General features: G+C 46.1%; 16 protein-coding genes. 8 read left to right on the top strand and 8 right to left on the bottom strand.

Translation table 11 applies throughout. The features are described 5' to 3' along the window. Positions 1–10: 10 nt before the first annotated feature. The 3 genes from BWI96_RS11600 to BWI96_RS11590 all read left to right on the top strand — a co-directional run bounded on the left by BWI96_RS11600 (position 11) and on the right by BWI96_RS11590 (position 4266). The gene (locus tag BWI96_RS11600) at positions 11–694 is read left to right on the top strand and encodes a response regulator transcription factor (RefSeq protein ID WP_106636794.1); all 684 of its coding nucleotides are present in this window, start codon (positions 11–13) and stop codon (positions 692–694) included. Positions 695–1098: 404 nt separating this feature from the next. After that, complete coding sequence (locus BWI96_RS11595; protein WP_106636793.1) at positions 1099–2475, top strand: HAMP domain-containing sensor histidine kinase; 1377 nt, start codon at positions 1099–1101, stop codon at positions 2473–2475. Positions 2476–2700: 225 nt separating this feature from the next. Then, positions 2701–4266, top strand: coding sequence for a SulP family inorganic anion transporter (locus BWI96_RS11590; RefSeq protein WP_106636792.1), 1566 nt, complete (start codon positions 2701–2703; stop codon positions 4264–4266). Between the two features lie 121 nt (positions 4267–4387). Here the strand turns inward: BWI96_RS11590 and BWI96_RS11585 are convergent, their stop codons facing one another. The 3 genes from BWI96_RS11585 to BWI96_RS11575 all read right to left on the bottom strand — a co-directional run bounded on the left by BWI96_RS11585 (position 4388) and on the right by BWI96_RS11575 (position 9044). Next, positions 4388–6058, bottom strand: a complete 1671-nt coding sequence (locus BWI96_RS11585) for a T9SS type A sorting domain-containing protein (protein ID WP_106636791.1) — start codon at positions 6056–6058, stop codon at positions 4388–4390. 97 nt (positions 6059–6155) lie between these two features. Then, a complete protein-coding gene (locus tag BWI96_RS11580; protein ID WP_106636790.1) occupies positions 6156–7592 on the bottom strand; it encodes a hypothetical protein in 1437 nt (478 codons plus the stop codon). Positions 7593–7718: 126 nt separating this feature from the next. Further along, positions 7719–9044, bottom strand: a complete 1326-nt coding sequence (locus tag BWI96_RS11575) for an aminotransferase class V-fold PLP-dependent enzyme (protein WP_106636891.1) — start codon at positions 9042–9044, stop codon at positions 7719–7721. A 212-nt stretch (positions 9045–9256) separates the two neighbouring features. Here BWI96_RS11575 and BWI96_RS11570 point away from each other — a divergent pair, with 212 nt between their 5' ends. The 3 genes from BWI96_RS11570 to BWI96_RS11560 all read left to right on the top strand — a co-directional run bounded on the left by BWI96_RS11570 (position 9257) and on the right by BWI96_RS11560 (position 11606). Then, the gene (locus tag BWI96_RS11570; RefSeq protein WP_369804144.1) at positions 9257–9871 is read left to right on the top strand and encodes a rhomboid family intramembrane serine protease; all 615 of its coding nucleotides are present in this window, start codon (positions 9257–9259) and stop codon (positions 9869–9871) included. 42 nt (positions 9872–9913) lie between these two features. Then, on the top strand, positions 9914–10759 hold the full coding sequence (locus tag BWI96_RS11565; protein WP_106636789.1) for a LytTR family DNA-binding domain-containing protein: 846 nt from the start codon (positions 9914–9916) through the stop codon (positions 10757–10759). A 142-nt stretch (positions 10760–10901) separates the two neighbouring features. After that, positions 10902–11606 (top strand): DUF2306 domain-containing protein, encoded by a 705-nt coding sequence (locus BWI96_RS11560; RefSeq protein ID WP_106636788.1) that lies wholly within the window; start codon positions 10902–10904, stop codon positions 11604–11606. Positions 11607–12013: 407 nt separating this feature from the next. Here BWI96_RS11560 and BWI96_RS11555 read toward each other — a convergent pair whose 3' ends face one another. Beyond that, positions 12014–12784 (bottom strand): M48 family metallopeptidase, encoded by a 771-nt coding sequence (locus BWI96_RS11555; RefSeq protein ID WP_106636787.1) that lies wholly within the window; start codon positions 12782–12784, stop codon positions 12014–12016. A 239-nt stretch (positions 12785–13023) separates the two neighbouring features. Further along, on the bottom strand, positions 13024–14265 hold the full coding sequence (locus tag BWI96_RS11550) for an MFS transporter (RefSeq protein ID WP_106636786.1): 1242 nt from the start codon (positions 14263–14265) through the stop codon (positions 13024–13026). A gap of 318 nt (positions 14266–14583) precedes the next feature. Between BWI96_RS11550 and BWI96_RS11545 the strand changes: the two genes are divergently transcribed. After that, positions 14584–15057 (top strand): molybdopterin-dependent oxidoreductase, encoded by a 474-nt coding sequence (locus tag BWI96_RS11545; protein ID WP_106636785.1) that lies wholly within the window; start codon positions 14584–14586, stop codon positions 15055–15057. Between the two features lie 74 nt (positions 15058–15131). After that, complete coding sequence (locus tag BWI96_RS11540; RefSeq protein WP_106636784.1) at positions 15132–16169, top strand: cytochrome-c peroxidase; 1038 nt, start codon at positions 15132–15134, stop codon at positions 16167–16169. A 60-nt stretch (positions 16170–16229) separates the two neighbouring features. Here the strand turns inward: BWI96_RS11540 and BWI96_RS11535 are convergent, their stop codons facing one another. From BWI96_RS11535 to BWI96_RS11525, 3 genes are all read right to left on the bottom strand, one after another. Further along, entirely contained in the window at positions 16230–16844 is a 615-nt protein-coding gene (locus BWI96_RS11535) for an OmpH family outer membrane protein (RefSeq protein ID WP_106636783.1), read from the bottom strand. Positions 16845–16947: 103 nt separating this feature from the next. Beyond that, positions 16948–17322, bottom strand: coding sequence for a hypothetical protein (locus BWI96_RS11530; protein ID WP_106636782.1), 375 nt, complete (start codon positions 17320–17322; stop codon positions 16948–16950). Positions 17323–17483: 161 nt separating this feature from the next. Continuing rightward, on the bottom strand, positions 17484–19916 hold the full coding sequence (locus BWI96_RS11525) for a penicillin acylase family protein (protein ID WP_106636781.1): 2433 nt from the start codon (positions 19914–19916) through the stop codon (positions 17484–17486). Positions 19917–20079 lie beyond the last annotated feature (163 nt).

The raw sequence follows: 20079 nt of genomic DNA, 5'->3' as shown, positions 1-20079 counted from the left end.
ATGTAGAATTATGAAAATTCTAGTGGTTGAAGACGAGCAGGATGTAGCCTCTTTCATCAAAAGCGGACTGGAAGATTATGGCCTCGAAGCAGATATTGCGGATGACGCTTTCCGGGCTCAGCAGTTGCTGAAAGAACAGGAATACGGAACGGTAATTCTGGACGTGAACCTGCCGATTATGAATGGTTTTGAGCTTTGTAAGATCATTCGGGAAAAATACGAAGACGTGTCTATCCTGATGCTAACGGCTTTCGGAACGACCGATAATGTCCTGACGGGCTTTGATGCCGGGGCGGATGATTACCTCGTAAAACCCTTCGAATTTCGGGAGCTAATGGCTCGGTTACGGGCGTTGAACCGACGGCGATTAACCGTTCCGACGGAAGCTGTGATCCTGAAAATTGCTGATTTGGAGTACAATCAGAAAAGTAAAACGCTGAAACGCGATAATCAGAAAATCAGTCTTACCGCTCGTGAGCTGGCCTTATTGGAATTTTTCCTGAAAAACCAAAATCGGGCTTTATCCCGCAGCGAAATCGCTGAGAAAGTTTGGGATGTGAACTTCGATACGGGTACGAACGTGGTAGATGTATATGTGAATTACCTCCGCAAAAAGATTGATAAAGACTTTTCGCCCAAGCTGATTCATACCATCAGCGGCATCGGTTATATCATGCAAGAGGTTCAGGATTAGAACAATCACTAACTATTTTCCTACTGTCATTCAGAGGGAAGCACAGAAACTAATTTAGAGTTGGTGAACTGTTTCTGACTGAAGACCAATTAGCGTTTTTCCAGGTTCATCTCTTGTGTAAAGAGTATCTCACACTTCTTCCAAGATAACAGATTAAAGAAATGACTATTTCTACTTCTGTCATTCAGAGCGAAGCGAAGAACCCTATCTATGTTTGAGTAATACTTTCTAATCTGAGGGGTAACCATAATCTCCAGGTTCGTCTCTTGTCTAAAGAAGGTCTCTCACTACGTTCGAGATGATAGACTGAGAATCATATTTTATGGATGAATCACGTCTCTACTAAGGCTAGTCATTGATCAATCTTTCAAACCTTCTCAAACGAATCAATCCCTTCAAGTACAATGAAAATCAGATCCAAGCTTTCTGTCACCTTCTTGCTCATCGTGGCAGCCAACCTGGTTCTATTTTCCTCGGTGGTTTACTTCGTTTCTGAATATTTCCGACAAAAGGATTTTTACCTGCGACTAACCGATAAGGCCAAGACTACGGCCCGGTTGCTCATCGAAGAGCAAAAGATTGACGCGAAACTGCTCCAGCTTTTCGAACGGAATAACCTAACTTCCTTGCCGCAGGAGCAGATCATTGTTTATAACCTTCAGGGCAAAATCATTTATGAGAGCGAAAATCGACCCGATCGTATTGTCGATGAACTGGATTTACTGAATCGGGTTCGCCAGAAAAATGAAGTTTTTGTTCGCTATGGCAAAAAAGAAATCGTCGGGTTAATTTACGAACATGAAGACACCAACCTGATTATTATCGCGTCCGCCTACGATGAATATGGTCTGACCGAAATGAAACACCTTCGAACCATTTTAGGCTTTGGCCTAGTATTCAGCCTGACGCTGGTAGGCATTTCGGGCTGGTTTTTCGCGGGTCGGGCGTTGCAGCCCATTTCGGATGTTGTTCAACAAGTAGGTCAGATTAAGGCTCTTAACCTTAATCAACGCGTAGTGGCGGGTAATGATCACGACGAAATTGCCCAGTTGGCTCACACCTTTAATTCCATGCTTGACCGCGTGCAGAAAGCCTTTGCAGTGCAGCGGGATTTTGTGGCCAACGCTTCCCACGAATTACGCACACCTCTAACCATCATTACCGGACAAATTGAAGTAACCCTCATTAAACCCCGTACGGCGGAAGAACACGAGGCCAAGTGGAAAACGGTACTGGAGGCTATTAAGCGTTTGAATAACCTTTCCAATAACCTGCTCGAACTCGCCCAGGTCAGCCAGGATGATTCTACCGTTACTTTTCAGGAAGTTTCGCTCGATGAGGTCATCTATGATGCAGCCAAGTTATTAACGACCAAACATCCGCATTACCAGATGATTTTCTCTTTTGAGGGCACAACAGCCGAGTTCCAGCCCGAGCTGATTGTCAAAGGGAACCAGTCTTTATTAACGACGGCCTTTCTCAATTTGATGGAAAATGGCTGTAAGTTTTCCGAAAATAAGCAGGTTAAGGTCACGCTTGGCGTGCATTCGGCGGGGGCTACCATTAGCTTCGCCGATCAGGGCGTAGGCATTAGCGAGGAAGACCTCAAGCATATTTACGAGCCTTTCTTCCGGGCCGATAACGTCAAGCGAATTCATGGCTATGGCATTGGCCTGCCCCTCACCCATCGCATCATCGAACTACATCACGGCAGCATTCAGGTTGTCTCTCACCCAGGCGTCGGAACGACCATGACGCTGCACTTACCCAGGGTTTTCTAATCGATTTCTAATCATTTTCTCACCATTCTCTAATAACCTTCTAATGGACTCCTAATGTCCTGTAAAGTAGCCTTGTCTATCTTTGTTCTAAGCTAAAATATGTTCATTATCAGCTTTCTTTGAATAGCGACCTACTTTAGTTTATCCTACCCACGTGAGATTCACTGAATTGATTTCAGCGAATGTTGATCGTAGACGGTGTCTTCATTTAAGCCCTTTCTACACATGAAAAACCAGCCTTCTGCTGAATCAAGCCTTATAGGTGACATTCGGGGCGGAGTCGTTTCCTTTCTGGTAGCCGTACCCCTCTGTTTAGGTATTGCACTGGCTTCGGGCGTCCCGCTGTTTGCGGGTATCATCGCAGGAATTGTGGGCGGCCTGGTAGTGGGAAGTTTTAGTAAATCAGCCCTCAGTATTTCCGGGCCAGAAGCAGGTCTGATCATCGTCGTGTTATCGGCCATGGACAGCCTCGGAACGTTCTCTACTTTTCTGTTAGCCACCTGTCTGGCGGGAATTATTCAGATTTTGCTGGGTTACGCCCGGGCTGGAATCATTAGTAATTTCTTTCCATCGTCGGTCATTAAAGGAATGCTCGCCGCCATTGGCATCATCCTCATTTTCAAGCAAATTCCTTTGCTTGTAGGTTACGATGGCGATCATGCCGAAGCCTTCACCCTTTTTCAGCCCGATGGAATCAATATACTCAAACAGTGCCAGTGGGCATTTGCTCATATTAATGCCACGGCAATCCTGATTGCTTTGATTTCGATGGGTATATTTTTTATCTGGGAATTCATTCTTCCCCGAAAACAGACCTCACTTTCAAAGATTCCACCGGCTTTGATTGTAGTAGCCACAGCCGTTCTGATTAATACCTTTTTTCAGCTATTTTACCCAGCCTGGGCTCTGAAAGACAATCATTTAGTACAGTTACCCGTTCCGGCTGATTTCTCTGGTTTTCTGAAGTTATTCACCTTACCCGATTTCAGCCAGATCAATAACCCGAGGGTATATACAGCCGCTATTTCCATTGCTCTGGTGGCTAGTCTGGAGGCTTTATTATCAATTGAAGCGACGGATGAGCTCGATCCGCTCAGTCGTAAAACACCTTCGAACCAGGAATTGAAAGCTCAGGGCATTGGGAATCTGATGAGTGGACTCATGGGCGGGATGCCTCTAACCTCGGTTATTGTCCGCAGTTCGATTAGTCTGAATGCCGGAGCCCGAACCAAAAGGGCGGCACTCATTCACGGATTTATGTTACTGGTTTGTGTGATAACCTTGCCGAACCTGCTCAATGAAATTCCCTGGGCAGCCCTGGCGTCAATTTTGTTTATAACGGGTTACCGACTCGCCCGAATTGAGCTATTCAGAAGCCAGTATGAGGCAGGGTTAGTCAGGTTTTTACCTTTTATTACTACCGTAGGAGCTATTCTATTAACGGATTTAATAGCAGGCATTGCCATTGGTATGTTGATGAGTTTATTTTTCATCATCCGTGAAACGTACCTCAAAGCCCATCAAACCTATACCTATGAAATGAATGGCAAAGAAAGTATTCGCATTCGGCTGGGGGATTACGTTTCGTTTTTAAATAAAGCCAGTATCAGTGCCTTACTGGATCGGATTCCGAATGGGACACGAGTAGAAATTGATTATACCCAAACGAGTTATATCGATAGTGACGTACAAGACATTCTCCAGCGATTTGAGACCAGTGCTCAAGCCCGTAATATTTACCTCATTCGGCTGGACACCAATTTAGAAATTCCACACTTCATCAACAGATAGTTGTCTAAAACAGACCAGAGGTATTTTAAAGGTAAGGAGTTAGTTTGATAAGAACCCTTTTCATCCGAGGGTTTTGGTAGTAGAAAGGTAAAGGCCGTATAAGCCTTTACCTTTTTTGTTCTTACTCGTCATTCTTGATCAACCGTCCCTGCTGGGATTGATGCCCAGCCTGAACTTTCCAGATAAACAGTCCCGAAGACAAACTGGACAAGTCTAACTCAAATCGGTGATCTTTTGACACATCAGAGCTCCCCTGCGATACCAGCGGTTGACCCATGAGGTTGTATAACTGGATCTGAGCCGAAGAAGCCTGCGGCAGCGTAACCGACACTACTGCCCGATTCCGGGCAGGATTTGGGGCAACCAGCACTGCTATCTGAGGTGAGGTGGGCTCGACAGCCGTTGGGGCTTCGATACGAACCATCACTGACTGTGAGGGAACTGAGCACCCATCCCGCGATACAATTACTACATAACTGCCGCTACTTCTGGAACCTTTTAACACCAGACGAGCTCCATTAGCTCCGGTCACATTTGCATTATCCTTCCGCCATAGATAGTTATAATTTAGTCCTGAAGGGGCATTCAGAATCACACTATCAGGCTCCATGACCTGAAGTGACGTAGCTGGCGTGATATTCGATACCAGGTCTGCTCCCTTTTCAGTAATAACCTTAACCGTCGAACGAGTATAACAACCTAGCGTATCGGTGACGGTTACGTAGTAGCTACCCGGAGCAGAGGCGTTATACTGTCTCGAGGTTCCACCAGTCACGGGAGCTGAGCCCAATTCCCATTTGTATCTATACGAAGGCTGCCCGCCCGTAACAACTACAGTCAATAAAGCTCCGCCGCCTTTGCAATACGAGGTATCGCCTGTAATGACGGGTTTGGGAGAATCTTTCAACGTAATCACCTGAATATTAGAGGTGCTCATGCAGCCCTTAGAATCCTCCACACTCAGGTAATAAGAACCGGCTTTGCTAATGCTTACATTTTTACCCGTTCCAACTACTGTATTGCCTTCCCGCCAGCTATATTTTACCGCTCCCAGCGTATCCGTAACCGAGCCTAACAGCGTCAATGTATTACCCGAACACACATAAGTCAGGTTATTGGCTGCCCGGATGGAAGTTCTGATTTTACAACTATTGACCTGTACATAGGCAGTATCGCGGGACACGCAGTTTTTACTGTCCACCAGCGTTAGAATTACATTCGTGTTATTTGTAAACGGAGCAAACGTGGGGTTAGCCTCGCTGTAAGACTGCGTCCCGGGGAAAGTGTCCCAGTAATACGTATAGCCGGGCGTTCCGCCGGAAGCAGTAGTAACGTTCAGCTTTTTCAAATCATATACCTCTGATCCCGTCAGCGTGGCACCGGGACCCGCGTTGGCCTTAGGCGAAGGGAAAACCTCTGTTTTAACCAAAGGAGACTTAGCCTTACAGCCATTCGAATTAGAAATTTCAAGCGTGTATTCTGCTGCGTCCTTGACATAAATGGGAGCACTGCTTTTGCTGATTTCCGCTCCGTTCCGCGTCCAGCTATAGGTTTCTGCTTTAAAGTTGGGCCCCGAATAGATTTGGAGTTTAGTGCTATCTTTATCGGCAGAGCAAAGCCAATTTCTTTGGTTGGAAGTATAGGCAGGCGTAATGTAAAGCATTGGCTTGATAATCGTCACAACCGTACTTTGCGGCTTAGAAACGCAACCATTGGTATCCTTAGCCGTCACGCTATACGTACCGGAGGTCTTTACAGCCAGTGAGGCCAGGTTTGCACCCGAAGAATCCACCTCGTTTCTTTTCCACTGATACGTGTAGACAGACCCCGAACCCCCTGAAGCTTTAGTTGCTAAGGTAATTGTCGTTCCCTCGCAGATTTCGTCTTTATTACCCGTAATAGTCGTTAGTAGGCAATGCGGTTAAGGTAATGTTCAATGCATTCGAAGTAGTGGTGCAGCTGCCCTGAGTTACGACTACGAAATACTTCCCAGCCTGACTCGCCGTAAATTCGGCGGAGTTTGTCCCAACGTTGACACTATCTTTTTTCCACTGATACGAGTAAGCCGTCGAAGCCGTACTGGTAGGTTTCGCCGTCAGTTTCAAGCTCGTTCCCGTACAAATGGCCGTCGATGAGGGAGCAGTAATGAGGGCCGTTAACGAGCAGTCTATACCTAATTTGTATAACTCAGGCACATAATAATTAGTCTGGGTAGACGTATTTTTTCCTTTGAGTTTATAGGCAGTATAGTAAATTCCTCCGTCCGTAGCAGCTACAATTGTTCCGCCAAAACCGATATTCTTAGTCCATTTCAGACTTCCTGTAGTGCTATACTTTTTCAGATCAAAGCTTTCCGCACTATTCTTTACCAAAGCCACAATTTCGTTAGTAGTGGTCAGAATAATCTGTTCTGCCTGCTGACTAATAGTAATAGACGTTTGACCTAAAGCACTAATTTTAACGATACTAGTCCCCGTACGAACCCACAGACTTCCGTCACTTTGCAACAGCCCATTGGCGACTCCGTCTACATTAAGTTTCCAGACTTGATTACCCGTACTGGTTACTTTGGTAATCGTTTTGGAATCATTAATATAAATGAAGGAATCATTACTAATCAGAAAACTACCTGAATATCCCGACTTGGTCCAGCTTATTTTTCCCGCCGAGTCATATTTACGCAGACCGTCTTTTGCCAGTAATACAAACCCTCCATCTGAGGTAGTCGATAAGGCTGAAATCGTTGGAGAGCCAGCAATAGTTTCAGTTAAAATAGCCGTAATAACCCCAGACTTTAGCTGATAAACGGTCTGTTTATTCGTAACCAAATTGGTATAATAAAAATAGAAAATATCAGACGATGCCTGATAAATGACGGGTAAAGCATTGACTACCCGGGCATCTTGTGGAGTGGCTACTTTCCACTGTAACACGTGGGTATCATTATATCTTTTGATGGAGTCCTGACTACTCAGGATCATCCCATTTTCCTGCACGGCCGTTAGTGCATTGTAGGAAGAGATACATGGAGTGCCTAGTCCAGGGGTTCGGGAACAGCTTTGTAAGGTAGTCGTTAACTTGGCATTAGCCGAATTAAAAGAGGCCAGTTCTTCCAAACCAAACGAAGAAGACGGACCCGTATTAGAAGCCCGAGCTAAAGCAAATACCTTGTTTTTTCCTGAAGCAAGCGACAAATCATAACTAGGTGCATAGTTCGGCATCGTTGGATCCAGGCTATACGTAAATTCCTCCTTTGGAGCCGTCGTCTGGGCCCAGATTTGAATGCTACTTATCAAAATAAAAACGCCGAGTAAATACTTTTTCATAAAAAAACTGATTGGGTTGGGCCTTCGCCACGACTACTTTTCTAACCATTACGTAGATACAAAAAAAGGAAATTCCCCGCAGAAGTTTTTTCTTCCACGGGGAATTTACGGATAAATATCAGCTATTTACTTTCCGGCCTTTGCTAATTTCCCGGAGCTTTCTTTGGCTAAAATCGTTAAAGCGTTCACCAGCCGATCCAGATCCGACGGTAGAATGTACACATGAGGCGTTACCCGAACGCCTTTCACATTTTCCTTATCTATCGGCGTGGTATGAATCTTAAACCGGGTTAGTAACTGACTTTCCAGTTCGCCCGGCTTCAAGCCCTCTACCCCTACCACAGCCAGAGCTCCTGAATAGCCTTTTTTCAGGGAAGTATATAGCTCAATCCCCGGAATATCCTTCACTTTTTCGGCCCAGTAATTCTTGAGATAAAACAGTCGCTCGTACTTCCGGGCCGAGCCGATGGCGTTATTAAACTGAATGGCCTGAGCAATGGCCTGTTCGATGAAGAACGGTCGTGTGCCGAGATTTTCAAATTTGCGGATGTTATCCGATTGCGGCTGTTCATTGGGTACGAGCGGGAATACCTTCGAAATTTTCTCTTTCTTCACCCATAACATCCCCGTCCCAATCGGGGCACTGAGCCATTTATGTAGGCTCGTACCGAAATAATCGCAACCCAGCTCGGGGACTTTATAATCCAGATGCACAAAACTGTGGGCTCCATCTACCAGCACTTCGATTCCCCGTTTGTGAGCCTCGTCCGCAATTTTCCGAACAGGTAATACCTGCCCCGACCAGTTAATGACGTGCGTCAGATGCACTACTTTCGTCTGGGGTGTCATTTGCTCCACAAAGAGTTTTACCATCCGGTTTTCGTCTTCGCAAGGCATGGGTAACTTCACGTAATTGAGCTTCAGCCCGTCGCGTAACTCGCGTTGCCGCCAGGCACTCATCATGTTGGGATAATCGAAATTGGAAACGACCACTTCGTCACCTCTTTGCAGGGGTAAACCCAGAATCACCGTGTCGAGAGCTTCCGTTGCATTTCGGTTAATGGCAATTTCTTCGGGCGAGGTTCCGGCTAGTCTAGCCAGTTGTTCCCGCAGCGGTTCCCGGCCCTGATCCAGCACCCGCCACATGTAGTAGCTCGGAGCTTCGTTGGAATACCTGAAGTAACGCTCTACGGCTTCCTGCACCAATGTCGGAGCCGGGCTTACGCCGCCGTTATTCAGATTCAGAGTGGTGGGAGAAACCGTATAGGCTTGTTGAATCATCGCCCAAAAATCTTCGTCTGCTGCCAGTGCTTCGGCACTTTTAGCGGATTGATACCGTTTAATTTCGGTAAAGTAAGATTCGGTAAGGGGTTTGAGTGAGGGAAACAGGACCCCGCTGGAAACAGCAATACGGGCCGACTGTCGGAAGAAAGAACGACGAGAGGATATCATAACCCATGACGTAGTTAGGATGAACAGGATTGCGGCCCGTAGGTAAATTAGTAGTTTTTTTCCAAAACCGCTACCGCCCAACGAAAAGAGCTATTTTTACGCGTCAAATTCCCGTTATCTTTCGACTGAAAGTATGTCTCGCTTCGAGTTTAAGTGCATTTTAAAACCCATTTGAGCCCCATAACCCGCAGCAAATCTTAAGTTTATACTGTATGGATATTATGCTAACCACCCTTTTTGTACTACTGGCCGTTGGGGCAAGTATATATGCCTGGAATAATGATTCCATCATGCGTCAATGGATTCTGAATCCCTATCAGGTACATCGTAAAAATGAATACTGGCGTTTTCTGACCTCGGGTTTCATTCACGCCGACATTGGCCACCTGGCCTTCAACATGATTTCGCTGTATTCTTTCGGGAATCTGGTGGAATATATCTTCTCGCAGGTTTCACCCTTGGGCAGTTGGTTATTTGTGGCGTTGTATATCGGCGGTATTATCATTTCGGACATTCCTACATTCCTGAAACATAAGAACGATCCGGGCTATAATTCCCTCGGAGCTTCGGGTGGGGTTTCTTCCGTGATTTTTGCAGGCATTATGTTTGCCCCTACTACCCCCCTGCGTCTCTTTTTTATTCCGATTGACATTCCCGGCTGGATTTTTGGTGGTCTGTATCTGGCCTATACCTATTGGGAAGCTCAGCGTGGATTAGGTCGCGTTAACCACTCGGCTCACTTATGGGGAGCGTTGTTTGGCATTGTCTTCGCCATTGCTATTTATCCGCCCGTTATTCAGTTATTTATTAATCAGATTACTGGATAAGTTTAAAGCATTTTGAGTTACTTATTCTGTCAATAGATATTCATGTTTCGGCTGTTCTCTCAACCACATCCGATCGTCGAACGCTCCCGCTCCACGTTTTTGCTCTGTGCGGGAGCGGGTCTGTTTGTGGGCTTATTTCTGATGATTTTTCAGCCTTTCGGAAGTTATAATATTCATTCGCCCGACAAATGGATTATGCCCTGGGTGTATGGAGTCATTACGGGTGGCGTTTTGCTGATTCATTACTTCGTTTACCCTCGCCTGTTTCCCAGATTTTTTTCCGAAGAAAACTGGACAGTCGGGCGAAACATCCTGCTGATCTTAGCCCATTTCCTGGCTATTGGTAGTCTGAATTATCTCTATTATGCCCTTCGTTTTGAGGATTCTTTTCAATTTTCTCATCTGATTACCATGATAGGCTTTACGCTCCTGATCGGTATTTTTCCAACGACGGCGTTTACTTTAACCGAATACGTTAGAAAACTCAAACGGTACAGTAACCCACCGCAACCCGAACCGCTCAGCACACAGGAAGTCATCGCCGACACTTTTCATACGCTTCAGCTTACTGCCGAGAACGAAAAAGATACCCTGACACTTCCCGTTACGGATCTGCTTTATATGGAGTCGGCAGATAATTATTCAGAGGTAGTTTTCCGGGAAGGATACACGCTCCGCCGGGAGTTAATACGCAGCAGCTTAAGCCGACTGGAGACACAGATTTCATACGACTTTATTACCCGTTGCCATCGTTCCTTTATTGTTAACCTCCATCAGGTGGAACACGTTACGGGTAATGCCCAAGGCTACAAGCTGCATTTGAAACACGGAGATAAACCTATTTCGGTGGCTCGCAAGTATTCTACGCTGGTCGAACATTTCAAATAAGCTTTGTCAAACATCCCCGTTGCTTTCCGATTATCCCAATCCTTTGTCAAACGTCCCAGCACACTGACAGACAGCCCTTTAAATTGCACTTCTTTTCATTGTCGATTACGTTTGTTCCATCCTTTCTCAAACAACGAATGCAATGAAAACGCTTCATACCCTCTTTCTGGTTATTCACATCATCAGTGGTTTTACGGCTTTGTTTACTGGCGTAATTCCTATGATCACCCGTAAAGGTGGTAACTCCCATAACTTCTGGGGACGAATTTATTACTGGGCCATGTTCGGAGTTTTTACAACCACCATTGGCCTTTTTACACTGGATCCCTTCTCTCTGAAAATGCAGTTTTTCCTGCCCGTGGGGGTTGGTAGTTTTTACCAGACCTTTACCGGAAAACGAATTTTATTACGTAAAAAGATAAGCAGCCAACCTGCCCGGCTGGACTGGGCCGCGATGTACGCCGTTAGCTTTTTTGGATTAGTTACCCTCGCTTGGGCCATTCAGCGATTTAGTTCGGGCGATACTTTTCTGGGAATTCTGTTCGTCGGACTTACTGCTCTGTGCTTGGGAAGTGGTTTAGCCGATTACCGAAGTTTTTCGGGTCGCGTGCCGCATGAGAAAATGCACTGGTTTTTCACACACCTGGCCCGTATGCTAGCTTCTTATGCAGCGACGCTGACAGCCTTTTTGGTAACGGTAGTTCCCAAGATCTTACCTGCCCAAACGCCTTCTTACGTTTCATTAATAACCTGGATTTTACCCGGCGTAACCGTGGGGATTGTCATCACTTGGTTAGTGAGATACTACAAGAAGAAAATGGGCGTTTCAACAACTGTAGCGGCTTAGCTTATTGTTACCACAGTTTATCGTTTGCTGCTGGACCTATTCCTATCAATACCTTCTGTTATCCTACAACTAGAGACATGCTGCCAGCGAAAAGCTGGCAGCGATAATGACCACCGTTTAATCTTCTATCACTGCCAACGTAGCCCGGACAGTTTTACCACTGGCAGCCACTCAAACTAGCATTAAACGACTAGAACAGTATAACTTGTCATTAACCCACCCTTTATTCTTCTGCCGCTGCCAGCCTTTTCGCTGGCAGCATATGTTTAGTTCTAAGGTTGGCCAATAGTGCTGCCAGCAGAATCACCACCGTTTCTATCTTTTACCGATGGTAGTGTGGAAAACTAATAAACGACGAAGCCCTGATCATTGCTGATCAGGGCTTCGTATTCAATCTTTAATTACGATTATTCTTTCCCTTTATTGAAAACACCATGCGGATCGGCCTTTTGAGAGGCTAGCTGTTCAATGAAGTTGAAATCTAATACCTGTACGTCGATCTGACGGCATTTATGCAGGTATTCCCAGGATTTATCGAAATCATTTCGCAGATATTCCGCGAGGGCTAATTTCATGAAGGTAGTCCCATTGGTCGTATCAATAGTAGCCGAACGATTTAGTAACGTAAACGCCTGATTTAAATCTTCGCTGTTCTTCGTTTGCTGAAACTGGCCAATGTATAACGTCGCCAGATCGTCAAGTAATATTGAATTACTAGAATCGTAGAGCACGCCTTTGGACAACATCCGAATGGCCTGCGAACCGTCGCCTTTCTGATGGCAAACAACGCCTAAGCCCCAGTATGCATCACTGTTTTTTTCATCCAGCAAATGAGCCAGATTAAAGCGGTAACAAGCCGTATCCAGCTCACCTTCTGAGATATACTCCCATCCTCTTTCAGCAAAAAACCGACTGGCTTCGCTTCTGGTTTCAAAGTTTTGATCACAGGCTTTCAGGAAAGCTGCGTCTTCTTTTTTCTGCTGAACAGATTTACTTTTTTCTCCCCATAAGGGTATACAGTGTAACGTAGCAAGATCGCTGTCTTTAGCGGCTGCAGAAGTCGTTGTACTGCTATTGTTTCTGGCTAGGGAATGGTTTTGACTGACGAATTGTGGGGATTGGCCGAATACTTGCGGAAATACCCCTACGATTGTCCATACAATTAAAATGGCTCTCATCGAATTCACTCTCTCCAAATTGGTTCTGAATTTAAACGCTTCGGATCAAGAATAAGTGTCTATTGGATCAGTTTTAACGTAATTTCCCTGAGATTAACCGAAGTAATCAGGATTTTCGTCGCTGTAAAAGGCTGAAAACTAGTCGCTTTCTTAATGTAAAGCGAAAGTACATCAAAGCATGAACTCTACAAAAAAATTGCTCTTCCCAGAACTAAACCTTTTTGCTAAACAGTTTAAGGTCAATGCTTTGGATGAAGCGTTAATCGAAAAAAGAAAATAGAAACCACCGCTGCAAAGCCAATAATACCGGCAGTCAGGAAAAGAGGGTACTGATAGGATCCATATTGTTCGGACAGCCAGCCCATTACCCAGGGCCCCGTAAGTGAACCAAAATTTTCAAACAAACTTATGGTTCCATTGATTTTCCCAGCCGCTTTCAGACCAAAACTGCGTACGATCAACACATTGTACATCGTAAAAACACCACCCCAGCTTAAGGCTGCTACGGCCACGGAAGGAATAATTAAATCCCTGGAAAAACTCGCTAACCCCAACGCTCCCAGCATCAAGCCAACGAGACAGGTAGTGAAGAGCGGATATACCGAAACATAATCGGAAAGGAACGAAACGATAAACTTACCAATCAGGGCTAAGGCAAAGTAAAAAGACAAAGTCCAGGCGGCTTCGGGTGAGCCATAACCCATGTTCCTCAAGTGAAGAAAAAGATTGGACACGATGCCGACGATGCCTAGAAAGGTCAAAAAGCCACATAGGGAAATGAGCCAAAACAGCGGCATTCTCAGAGCTTCGGCGTAGGTCTTTCCCTGTTTTACCAAAGTCTTCTCGGGAAATTTTCTTCCATACGGTTCTAATCCAGCTTTTTCGGGCGTGCTCTGCACCAGAAAGGCCGTGTATATCAAGAGGACAAAAGGCACAAAAGCCAGCCAGTGAAAAGCCTGCCGCCAACCCTGCGTTTGGATCAACTGGGTAAGTATGGGGGGAAAAATGGCACTGCCCAGACTGGTGCCAGCCAGGGTAATCCCCAGAGCTAAACCCCTTTTTTCCTGAAACCAGGCTGATACCAGAATCACCACCGCTACCGAACCCGCACAAACGTAAGCCAGCCCTAGTAATACGTGGATAAAGTACAGAAACGCCAGCGACTGAGCGTACCCATACCCCGCTAGAGCCAGTGTCATAAACGTTAATCCGGCGACTAGTAACCTCTTCACGCCAATTCGATCAATCAGTATACCTGAAAACAGGATAAAAGTAGCCGAGATGGCGTAGGTGACCGTTTCTCTGGACTTGAGCAAACTGCGACTCAGGCCAAATTCTTTTTGAAGGACTTCGTCAAAAACAGAAAGTGACGAAGTGGTCAAGCCGTTGATGGTTACTAAAATCAGCAACCCAGAACCCGCAATGAGCCAAGGATAATAACGGGAAGTATACGTTTGGGTTAGGGTAGATGTTTGCTCCATACCAGCGGGCGGGAATACATGCAAAAGAACGCTCGTGAAAAGTTAAACAGCAGGAAATTCAGATGGTTCCAGCCGGAGGTTACTACCGAAGAAAACTTTAAACAAAGCATTAAAACCTGATCGTTATATTTACAAAAATATAACGATCAGGTTTATTCTTTCCGCTATAGTTGGTGTCTTCACCAGCCATAAATAAGATGACAACCTTCCCGCCGTGGTTGGTGTCCCCACCAACAACTTATTGCCTTAATTAATGGCTGGTGAAGACACCAGCCATGGCGGAAATATCTCTCTGGTTCAATCTAATTCTGGCTACCGATGGTTAATTATGTAGTTTTATTCTGGCTGATTTTCTCCTCTGCTTCGGCTCAGACGGTTTTGAAAGTTAGTGGTGAAGTTGCCCAACCACTTCATCTTCAGGCTACTGATTTGAAAGTCCTGCCGCACGTCGAAATAAAAGCAGCCGACCGTGATGGAAAAGAGCATCGTTATTCTGGCATTCCGGTGATTGAGTTACTCAAGAAAGTGGGGGTTACCGTCGGCGGACAGTTACGCGGTGAAAACCTGGTTAAGTACGCTCTTATTCGGGCAGCCGATGGGTATGAGGTACTATTCGCATTACCCGAGCTAGACCCTGAGTTTTCAAACCGAACGATTATTCTGGCGGAATCAATGGATGGAGCGGCCCTACCTGCTGGTATGGGTCCGTACCGCATTGTAGTTCCAGAAGAAAAGAAACCCGCCCGCTGGATTCGGGAAGTTCGAGAAATTGAAATTCGCTTCGCTAAGTAGCTATTGTTCCCTTGCCATTTCAGGAAGCTTCGTATCTTTAGTACATCTTCCCGAAATCATTATCCATACTCATCATGACTCGTTCGCTGCCCCTTTTGCTAAGTTTATTACTTATGGGGATAGCTTTCGCCTTCACAACTAACCCGCCGTATGAACTCCAGATTCCTCCTTCGTTTGGCCATCGGTATACTATCCCGGAAGATAACCCCTTAACCGTTGAGGGCGTAGCGTTGGGACGTTTTCTATTCTACGATTCGTTACTTTCTAAAAATAATACGATTTCGTGCAGCAGTTGCCACCAGCAGGCTCTGGCTTTTACGGATGGATTTAACCTCAGCATCGGCGTAAGCGGGCGGCCTACGTTCCGAAATTCCATGTCGCTGGCGAACTTGCTCTGGGTACGGAATTTTTTCTGGGACGGGCATTCAAAAACCCTCGAAGCTCAGGCGTTGATTCCGATGAATCATCCCGACGAAATGGGTTTGGCCCCCGAGAAATCTGCTCAGAAACTTCAGCAAACGAAATTTTATCCGAAACGTTTTCAAAAAGCATTCGGCACCAATCAGATTACGCCGAAACTCATGGCTCAGGCTCTGGCTCAGTTTGAGCGAACCTTAATCTCGGCAAATTCACCATACGATCAATATCTACGCGGAAAATATACCCTGACACCAGCCGAAAAACGTGGTCTGGATTTGTTTATGCGGGGCAGTAACCCAGATCGAGGCATCCGCGGAGCCAACTGTGCTCATTGTCACGGCGGAGCCCAGTTTTTCCAGAATCGTTTTCATAACAACGGCCTCGACGCCTCCCCACTTGATCCTGGCCGGCAGGAAGTAACTGGTTTTGAAGAAGACTTTGCCCGTTTTCGCGTGCCTACGCTTCGGAACATTGCTCTAACCGCCCCTTACATGCACGACGGTCGGTTTAAAACGCTGGAAGAAGTCGTTAATCATTACAGCGATCACATCGCCCAAAGTCGTACGCTAAGTGCTGATTTACGCGGGATGATTTCTTTAACATCCAGCGAAAAGAAAGACCTCATTGCTTTTCTTCACACCCTTACGGATCGGGAATTTATTCGAAACCCGGCTTTTAGTAACCCTTTTTAGAACCCTAAAAAAAAGCCCCGCTGTATCAACAGCGAGGCCTTCTCAGAAGAAATCAATTCCTTATTTTTTCTCTTCTTTCTTCTCTTCCGTTTTAGGCTGAGAAGCTTTGTATTCTTTGTTCAGACCGTCGATGATCTTCTGGGTGACGTCTAATTTAGAATCAGCGAACAGAATACCGCCTCCTTTCTGGAAGCCTAAAACGTACTCATATTTGTTTTCGCTGTTGTATTTCTTGATGTATTCGAAAATGTTATCGTACAGCTTTTCCGTTTGCGTTGAACGCTCTACTGCCAGATCATTAGCTGCTTTCTGACGGTAGTTTTCGAAATCAGACGCTCTTTTCTGTAATTCCAGTTGTTTCGCCTGAGCTTCGGCCGCTAGCATACCACCAGCCCGTTGTTGGAAAATCTGGATTTCACGCTGAATGGCTCCACCTTTCTGGTTTAGTTCAATATCAAGCTGCGTACCTTTTTGCTCGAAAGCTTTCTGGGTATCCTTGAAGAAATCGTAGTTGCTAAGTAAAGAATCCGCATTTACGTATACAATAGGTTTGCCCGCCACTGTCCCCATAGAAGAGCTCGTCGAAGAAGTGCTTTCTCCTTTGAAATGCAGGTAATACAGAACAGCCACCGCCACGACCAACACGGCATTAAGGGCTAATGAAAGGTTTTTCACTGAGATAAAAAGGGTTTGTTATACGATTAGGTCGGCAAAAATAGCCATTTGCCTTGAAGAGACAAGGCCGGTTTCATACAGTATTTCAGGATTTTACGAACTTTCACCAATAATCTTTCGCTTTTTCGCTGTCAGTTTTCACTTTGGGTAAAATCGCCTGACGGCAATAATAGCCACTCATGGAAGCAAATCCCGCCAGCAAAGCTCCGCTCCAGGTCGTTAGGGTTAAGAGACCAATCGTCCCAATGTTCTGAAAGGTTTCGCTCATGCGGGCCGTTAATATCCCCCCGGATCGAAGGTGTTCGTAATAGGCCATGCAAAACCAGAGCAAAGCCGTAGACAGAAATCCGTTCCAGAAGGCTCCACCACCACTTTCACCCTTCCAGGCCGAAATGGCAAATGGAATAATCATTACCGACCACCAGGGCAGAAAATACTGCACCATGGCAGATAACAAAATCATTAATATAAACTGCATAAGGCTTTCCGCAGGAATTAGGCTTGTACTCGTTTCAGGTAAAGGTTCGCGAAAGGTAAAGACGCGAATTCATCGCGTCTAGTCAGAAATGGGGGTAATTCAAAGATAGAAAAACCGCCTCTTACTCAGACGCGATGAATTCGCGTCTCTACGTTTTAGCATTATTCTTTGGTGATTTTCAGGGTACTCAGCACCTTCCCATTATTCTCCTCCAGCGATTTCAGGTATACCAATTCCTTTAATTCACCTCTCGACCAGGCATTCACCATGTTGTCATAATACGGGCTACCGGGGTTACCCGACTGACCACCGGGATAAATCCCGTAAGCCGTTGGACCCTCTTTGCCGAGGGCTACCACCATTCGCCACGAGGGTCCCCACTTCCCGCGATAGGCATTGGGTACATCGGCCCCACCCCCTGCCTTTACGCCTGTTCGGCCGAAAGCTTTTAAAGGGGGGATCAAATGGGCAATGGTCGATCCTTTGACATTACCCCAGGCCCAGTTTTTGGAAGAATACGTGCCGTATTGCCGATGAAGCGAATCGATGGTAGCTCGGAAGCTAAGCCGGACAATATCGCTTTTGGTTTCTTTCACTTCGGGGGTGGCCTTCAGGTCAAACCACTTCGATTCCGGTTTCTTCAGAATCAAATGCCATAACTGGTCATCCTGCGGTAATTGAATCGGTTTTTTAGAATCAGATTTGAATTCATCCCAGACAAAAAAGGGAAGGTTATCAATCCATTTTTCAAAAATCGTAGCTTCAACCGATGCCAGCGTATACTCGTAATCCCACTGCTTTAAGGCCGTATAAGCCGAGTATTGATTGGCATTTAGGTCTCCGAAGTCAATATCTTCCAACAGCGTGGGTAACAGGTCACGGGCCAGCACGTTGTAAGTATCATTCTGTAAAGCTCGCATGCTATCAGGTGTAGCCCGTTCCATAGCTTCGAGTCGTTCATTAATACGAATGGCCCGGTTAGCTGGGGCAAACCGCCAGTGCAGGTAATAGGGATACGACTGATCCGTCGGTGACTGATTAGCCGAACTCACAAAACCCCGACTGGGGTTTTTCACGTGCGGATTCTGCTCGTGCGGAATCCAGCCTTGCCAGTCGTATTCGGGCTTGGTACCATCCAATAGATATTTACCCTGTTCATCCCATTTCAGCGGAAATTTGCCATTTACCCAAATAGCAATGTCATCCTGATTACTCGCAAAAACGAAATTCTGAGCTGGTCCGACGTAATGACTCAGCGACCGCACGTAATCATCGTAATTCCGCGAACGATTCAGCATGTAAAAAGTCTTGATGGGGTTACCCGGTTCGTGAGCAATCCATTTCAGAGCCAGACTTGGTTTTTTGTCTTCGGGATAACGGGGCAAGGCCACGGGTCCGTGGTGCGTATAGGCAACGGTATCAATAACGCTAGGCTTTCCTTTGATCTTGATCTCCTCTGCCCGAAACGTCGTTTTATTCCATAACTCATTATACCAATACTCCTGGCGGGACGCATCCTTGAATCGGATGGCATATAAATCCGAAACATCAGCTGCAACGTTTGTCACACTCCAGGCGACGTCGTGGTTGAACCCAATAATAACGCATGGAGCTCCGGGTAAGGATACACCGTACGCATTGCTTTCGGGTGTAGCCAGTTGAACCTGATACCAGATGGAAGGCAGGGTAAGCCCCAGGTGGGGGTCCCCCGCCAGAATGGGTAAACCCGTAGCAGACTTCTTCCCGGAAATGGCCCAGTTATTCGAGCCAATGCCTTCTACCCGTTGCGGCCAGTCAGTGGGTTCAGCCACGGCTGCGGTTAGTTCATCATATCCTTTGGGCTGGCGAGGAATTGCTTTCCTACGGAAATTCCATCTGGTCCCTTTCGGAATAATCGGGCTTTCGCGATCGGCGTAATCCGGGTATAAATCCTTGAGAACTTCTATCCCGAATTTTTGCAGCAGGTTAGTCATGGCCGCATCGCCATCTTTTGGACTGGCCAGCGTATGCGTCATTTCCACCATTAATAACATGGACTTCTCGGGAGTCCAGGCTTCGGGCTCGAAACCCAGCATTTTATACTCTACAGGGTAATCTGCCGGACGTAAGTTTTTGAGATAGGCATTGATGCCATCGCTGTACGCTTCCATCACCGAACGAATTTTTTCGTCCTGCTGGACAAATCGCCACGAGTCTTCAGCAGCCTTCATTGAGCCCGTCCGACGTTTGTATAAATCCAGCGGCAGGGCCTGTTCGCCTACAATCTCACTCAATCGCCCGGAAGCGGAACGAATGGTCAGATCCATCTGGAAAAGACGATCCCGGGCCGTTACGTAGCCCTGAGCATAGTAGAGGTCATGGTCATTGGTGGCAAAAATATGGGGTACCCGATTGTCATCATACCGAACAAACACATCTCCCTGTACACCCGGCAAGTGCACTTCCGAATCCAGTAGCTGAATTCGGCGTTCGTTACTCCAAAAGCCCGAAAAAGGGCTTAAAAAAGCTCCCAAAGCAGGTATAGGACGAAAGGAAGTACCCAGGGCCCACAGTAATCCGGCGGTGAGGGCAACACTAAGAACCGCTTTTTTCATGTGATTATACTTCTTTAAATAAAACAGACCTTTTTTCTGCTTTTCCCGTCAGAAAAACAGCACCTACTGAGCCTTTCATCAGGCTTAAGGTAAGGTATGAAATTTAAAAATAGATAATTATTTAAGCACTTCAGCCCCTGGCGAAGTCAACAGAGAAGGATTT

It is taken from the genome of Siphonobacter sp. SORGH_AS_0500 (assembly GCF_002838835.1).
Taxonomy (GTDB): Bacteria; Bacteroidota; Bacteroidia; order Cytophagales; family Spirosomataceae; genus Siphonobacter.
Note: the sequence above shows the minus strand (reverse complement) of the source record. Positions and strands in the feature narration are given on the sequence as shown.

Coding starts and splice junctions, on each gene's coding strand:
- BWI96_RS11600 (WP_106636794.1), top strand. CDS start 11: ATGAAAATTCTAGTGGTTGAAGACGAGCAGGATGTAGCCTCTTTCATC.
- BWI96_RS11595 (WP_106636793.1), top strand. CDS start 1,099: ATGAAAATCAGATCCAAGCTTTCTGTCACCTTCTTGCTCATCGTGGCA.
- BWI96_RS11590 (WP_106636792.1), top strand. CDS start 2,701: ATGAAAAACCAGCCTTCTGCTGAATCAAGCCTTATAGGTGACATTCGG.
- BWI96_RS11580 (WP_106636790.1), bottom strand. CDS start 7,592: ATGAAAAAGTATTTACTCGGCGTTTTTATTTTGATAAGTAGCATTCAA.
- BWI96_RS11575 (WP_106636891.1), bottom strand. CDS start 9,044: ATGATATCCTCTCGTCGTTCTTTCTTCCGACAGTCGGCCCGTATTGCT.
- BWI96_RS11570 (WP_369804144.1), top strand. CDS start 9,257: ATGGATATTATGCTAACCACCCTTTTTGTACTACTGGCCGTTGGGGCA.
- BWI96_RS11565 (WP_106636789.1), top strand. CDS start 9,914: ATGTTTCGGCTGTTCTCTCAACCACATCCGATCGTCGAACGCTCCCGC.
- BWI96_RS11560 (WP_106636788.1), top strand. CDS start 10,902: ATGAAAACGCTTCATACCCTCTTTCTGGTTATTCACATCATCAGTGGT.
- BWI96_RS11555 (WP_106636787.1), bottom strand. CDS start 12,784: ATGAGAGCCATTTTAATTGTATGGACAATCGTAGGGGTATTTCCGCAA.
- BWI96_RS11550 (WP_106636786.1), bottom strand. CDS start 14,265: ATGGAGCAAACATCTACCCTAACCCAAACGTATACTTCCCGTTATTAT.
- BWI96_RS11545 (WP_106636785.1), top strand. CDS start 14,584: ATGGTTAATTATGTAGTTTTATTCTGGCTGATTTTCTCCTCTGCTTCG.
- BWI96_RS11540 (WP_106636784.1), top strand. CDS start 15,132: ATGACTCGTTCGCTGCCCCTTTTGCTAAGTTTATTACTTATGGGGATA.
- BWI96_RS11530 (WP_106636782.1), bottom strand. CDS start 17,322: ATGCAGTTTATATTAATGATTTTGTTATCTGCCATGGTGCAGTATTTT.
- BWI96_RS11525 (WP_106636781.1), bottom strand. CDS start 19,916: ATGAAAAAAGCGGTTCTTAGTGTTGCCCTCACCGCCGGATTACTGTGG.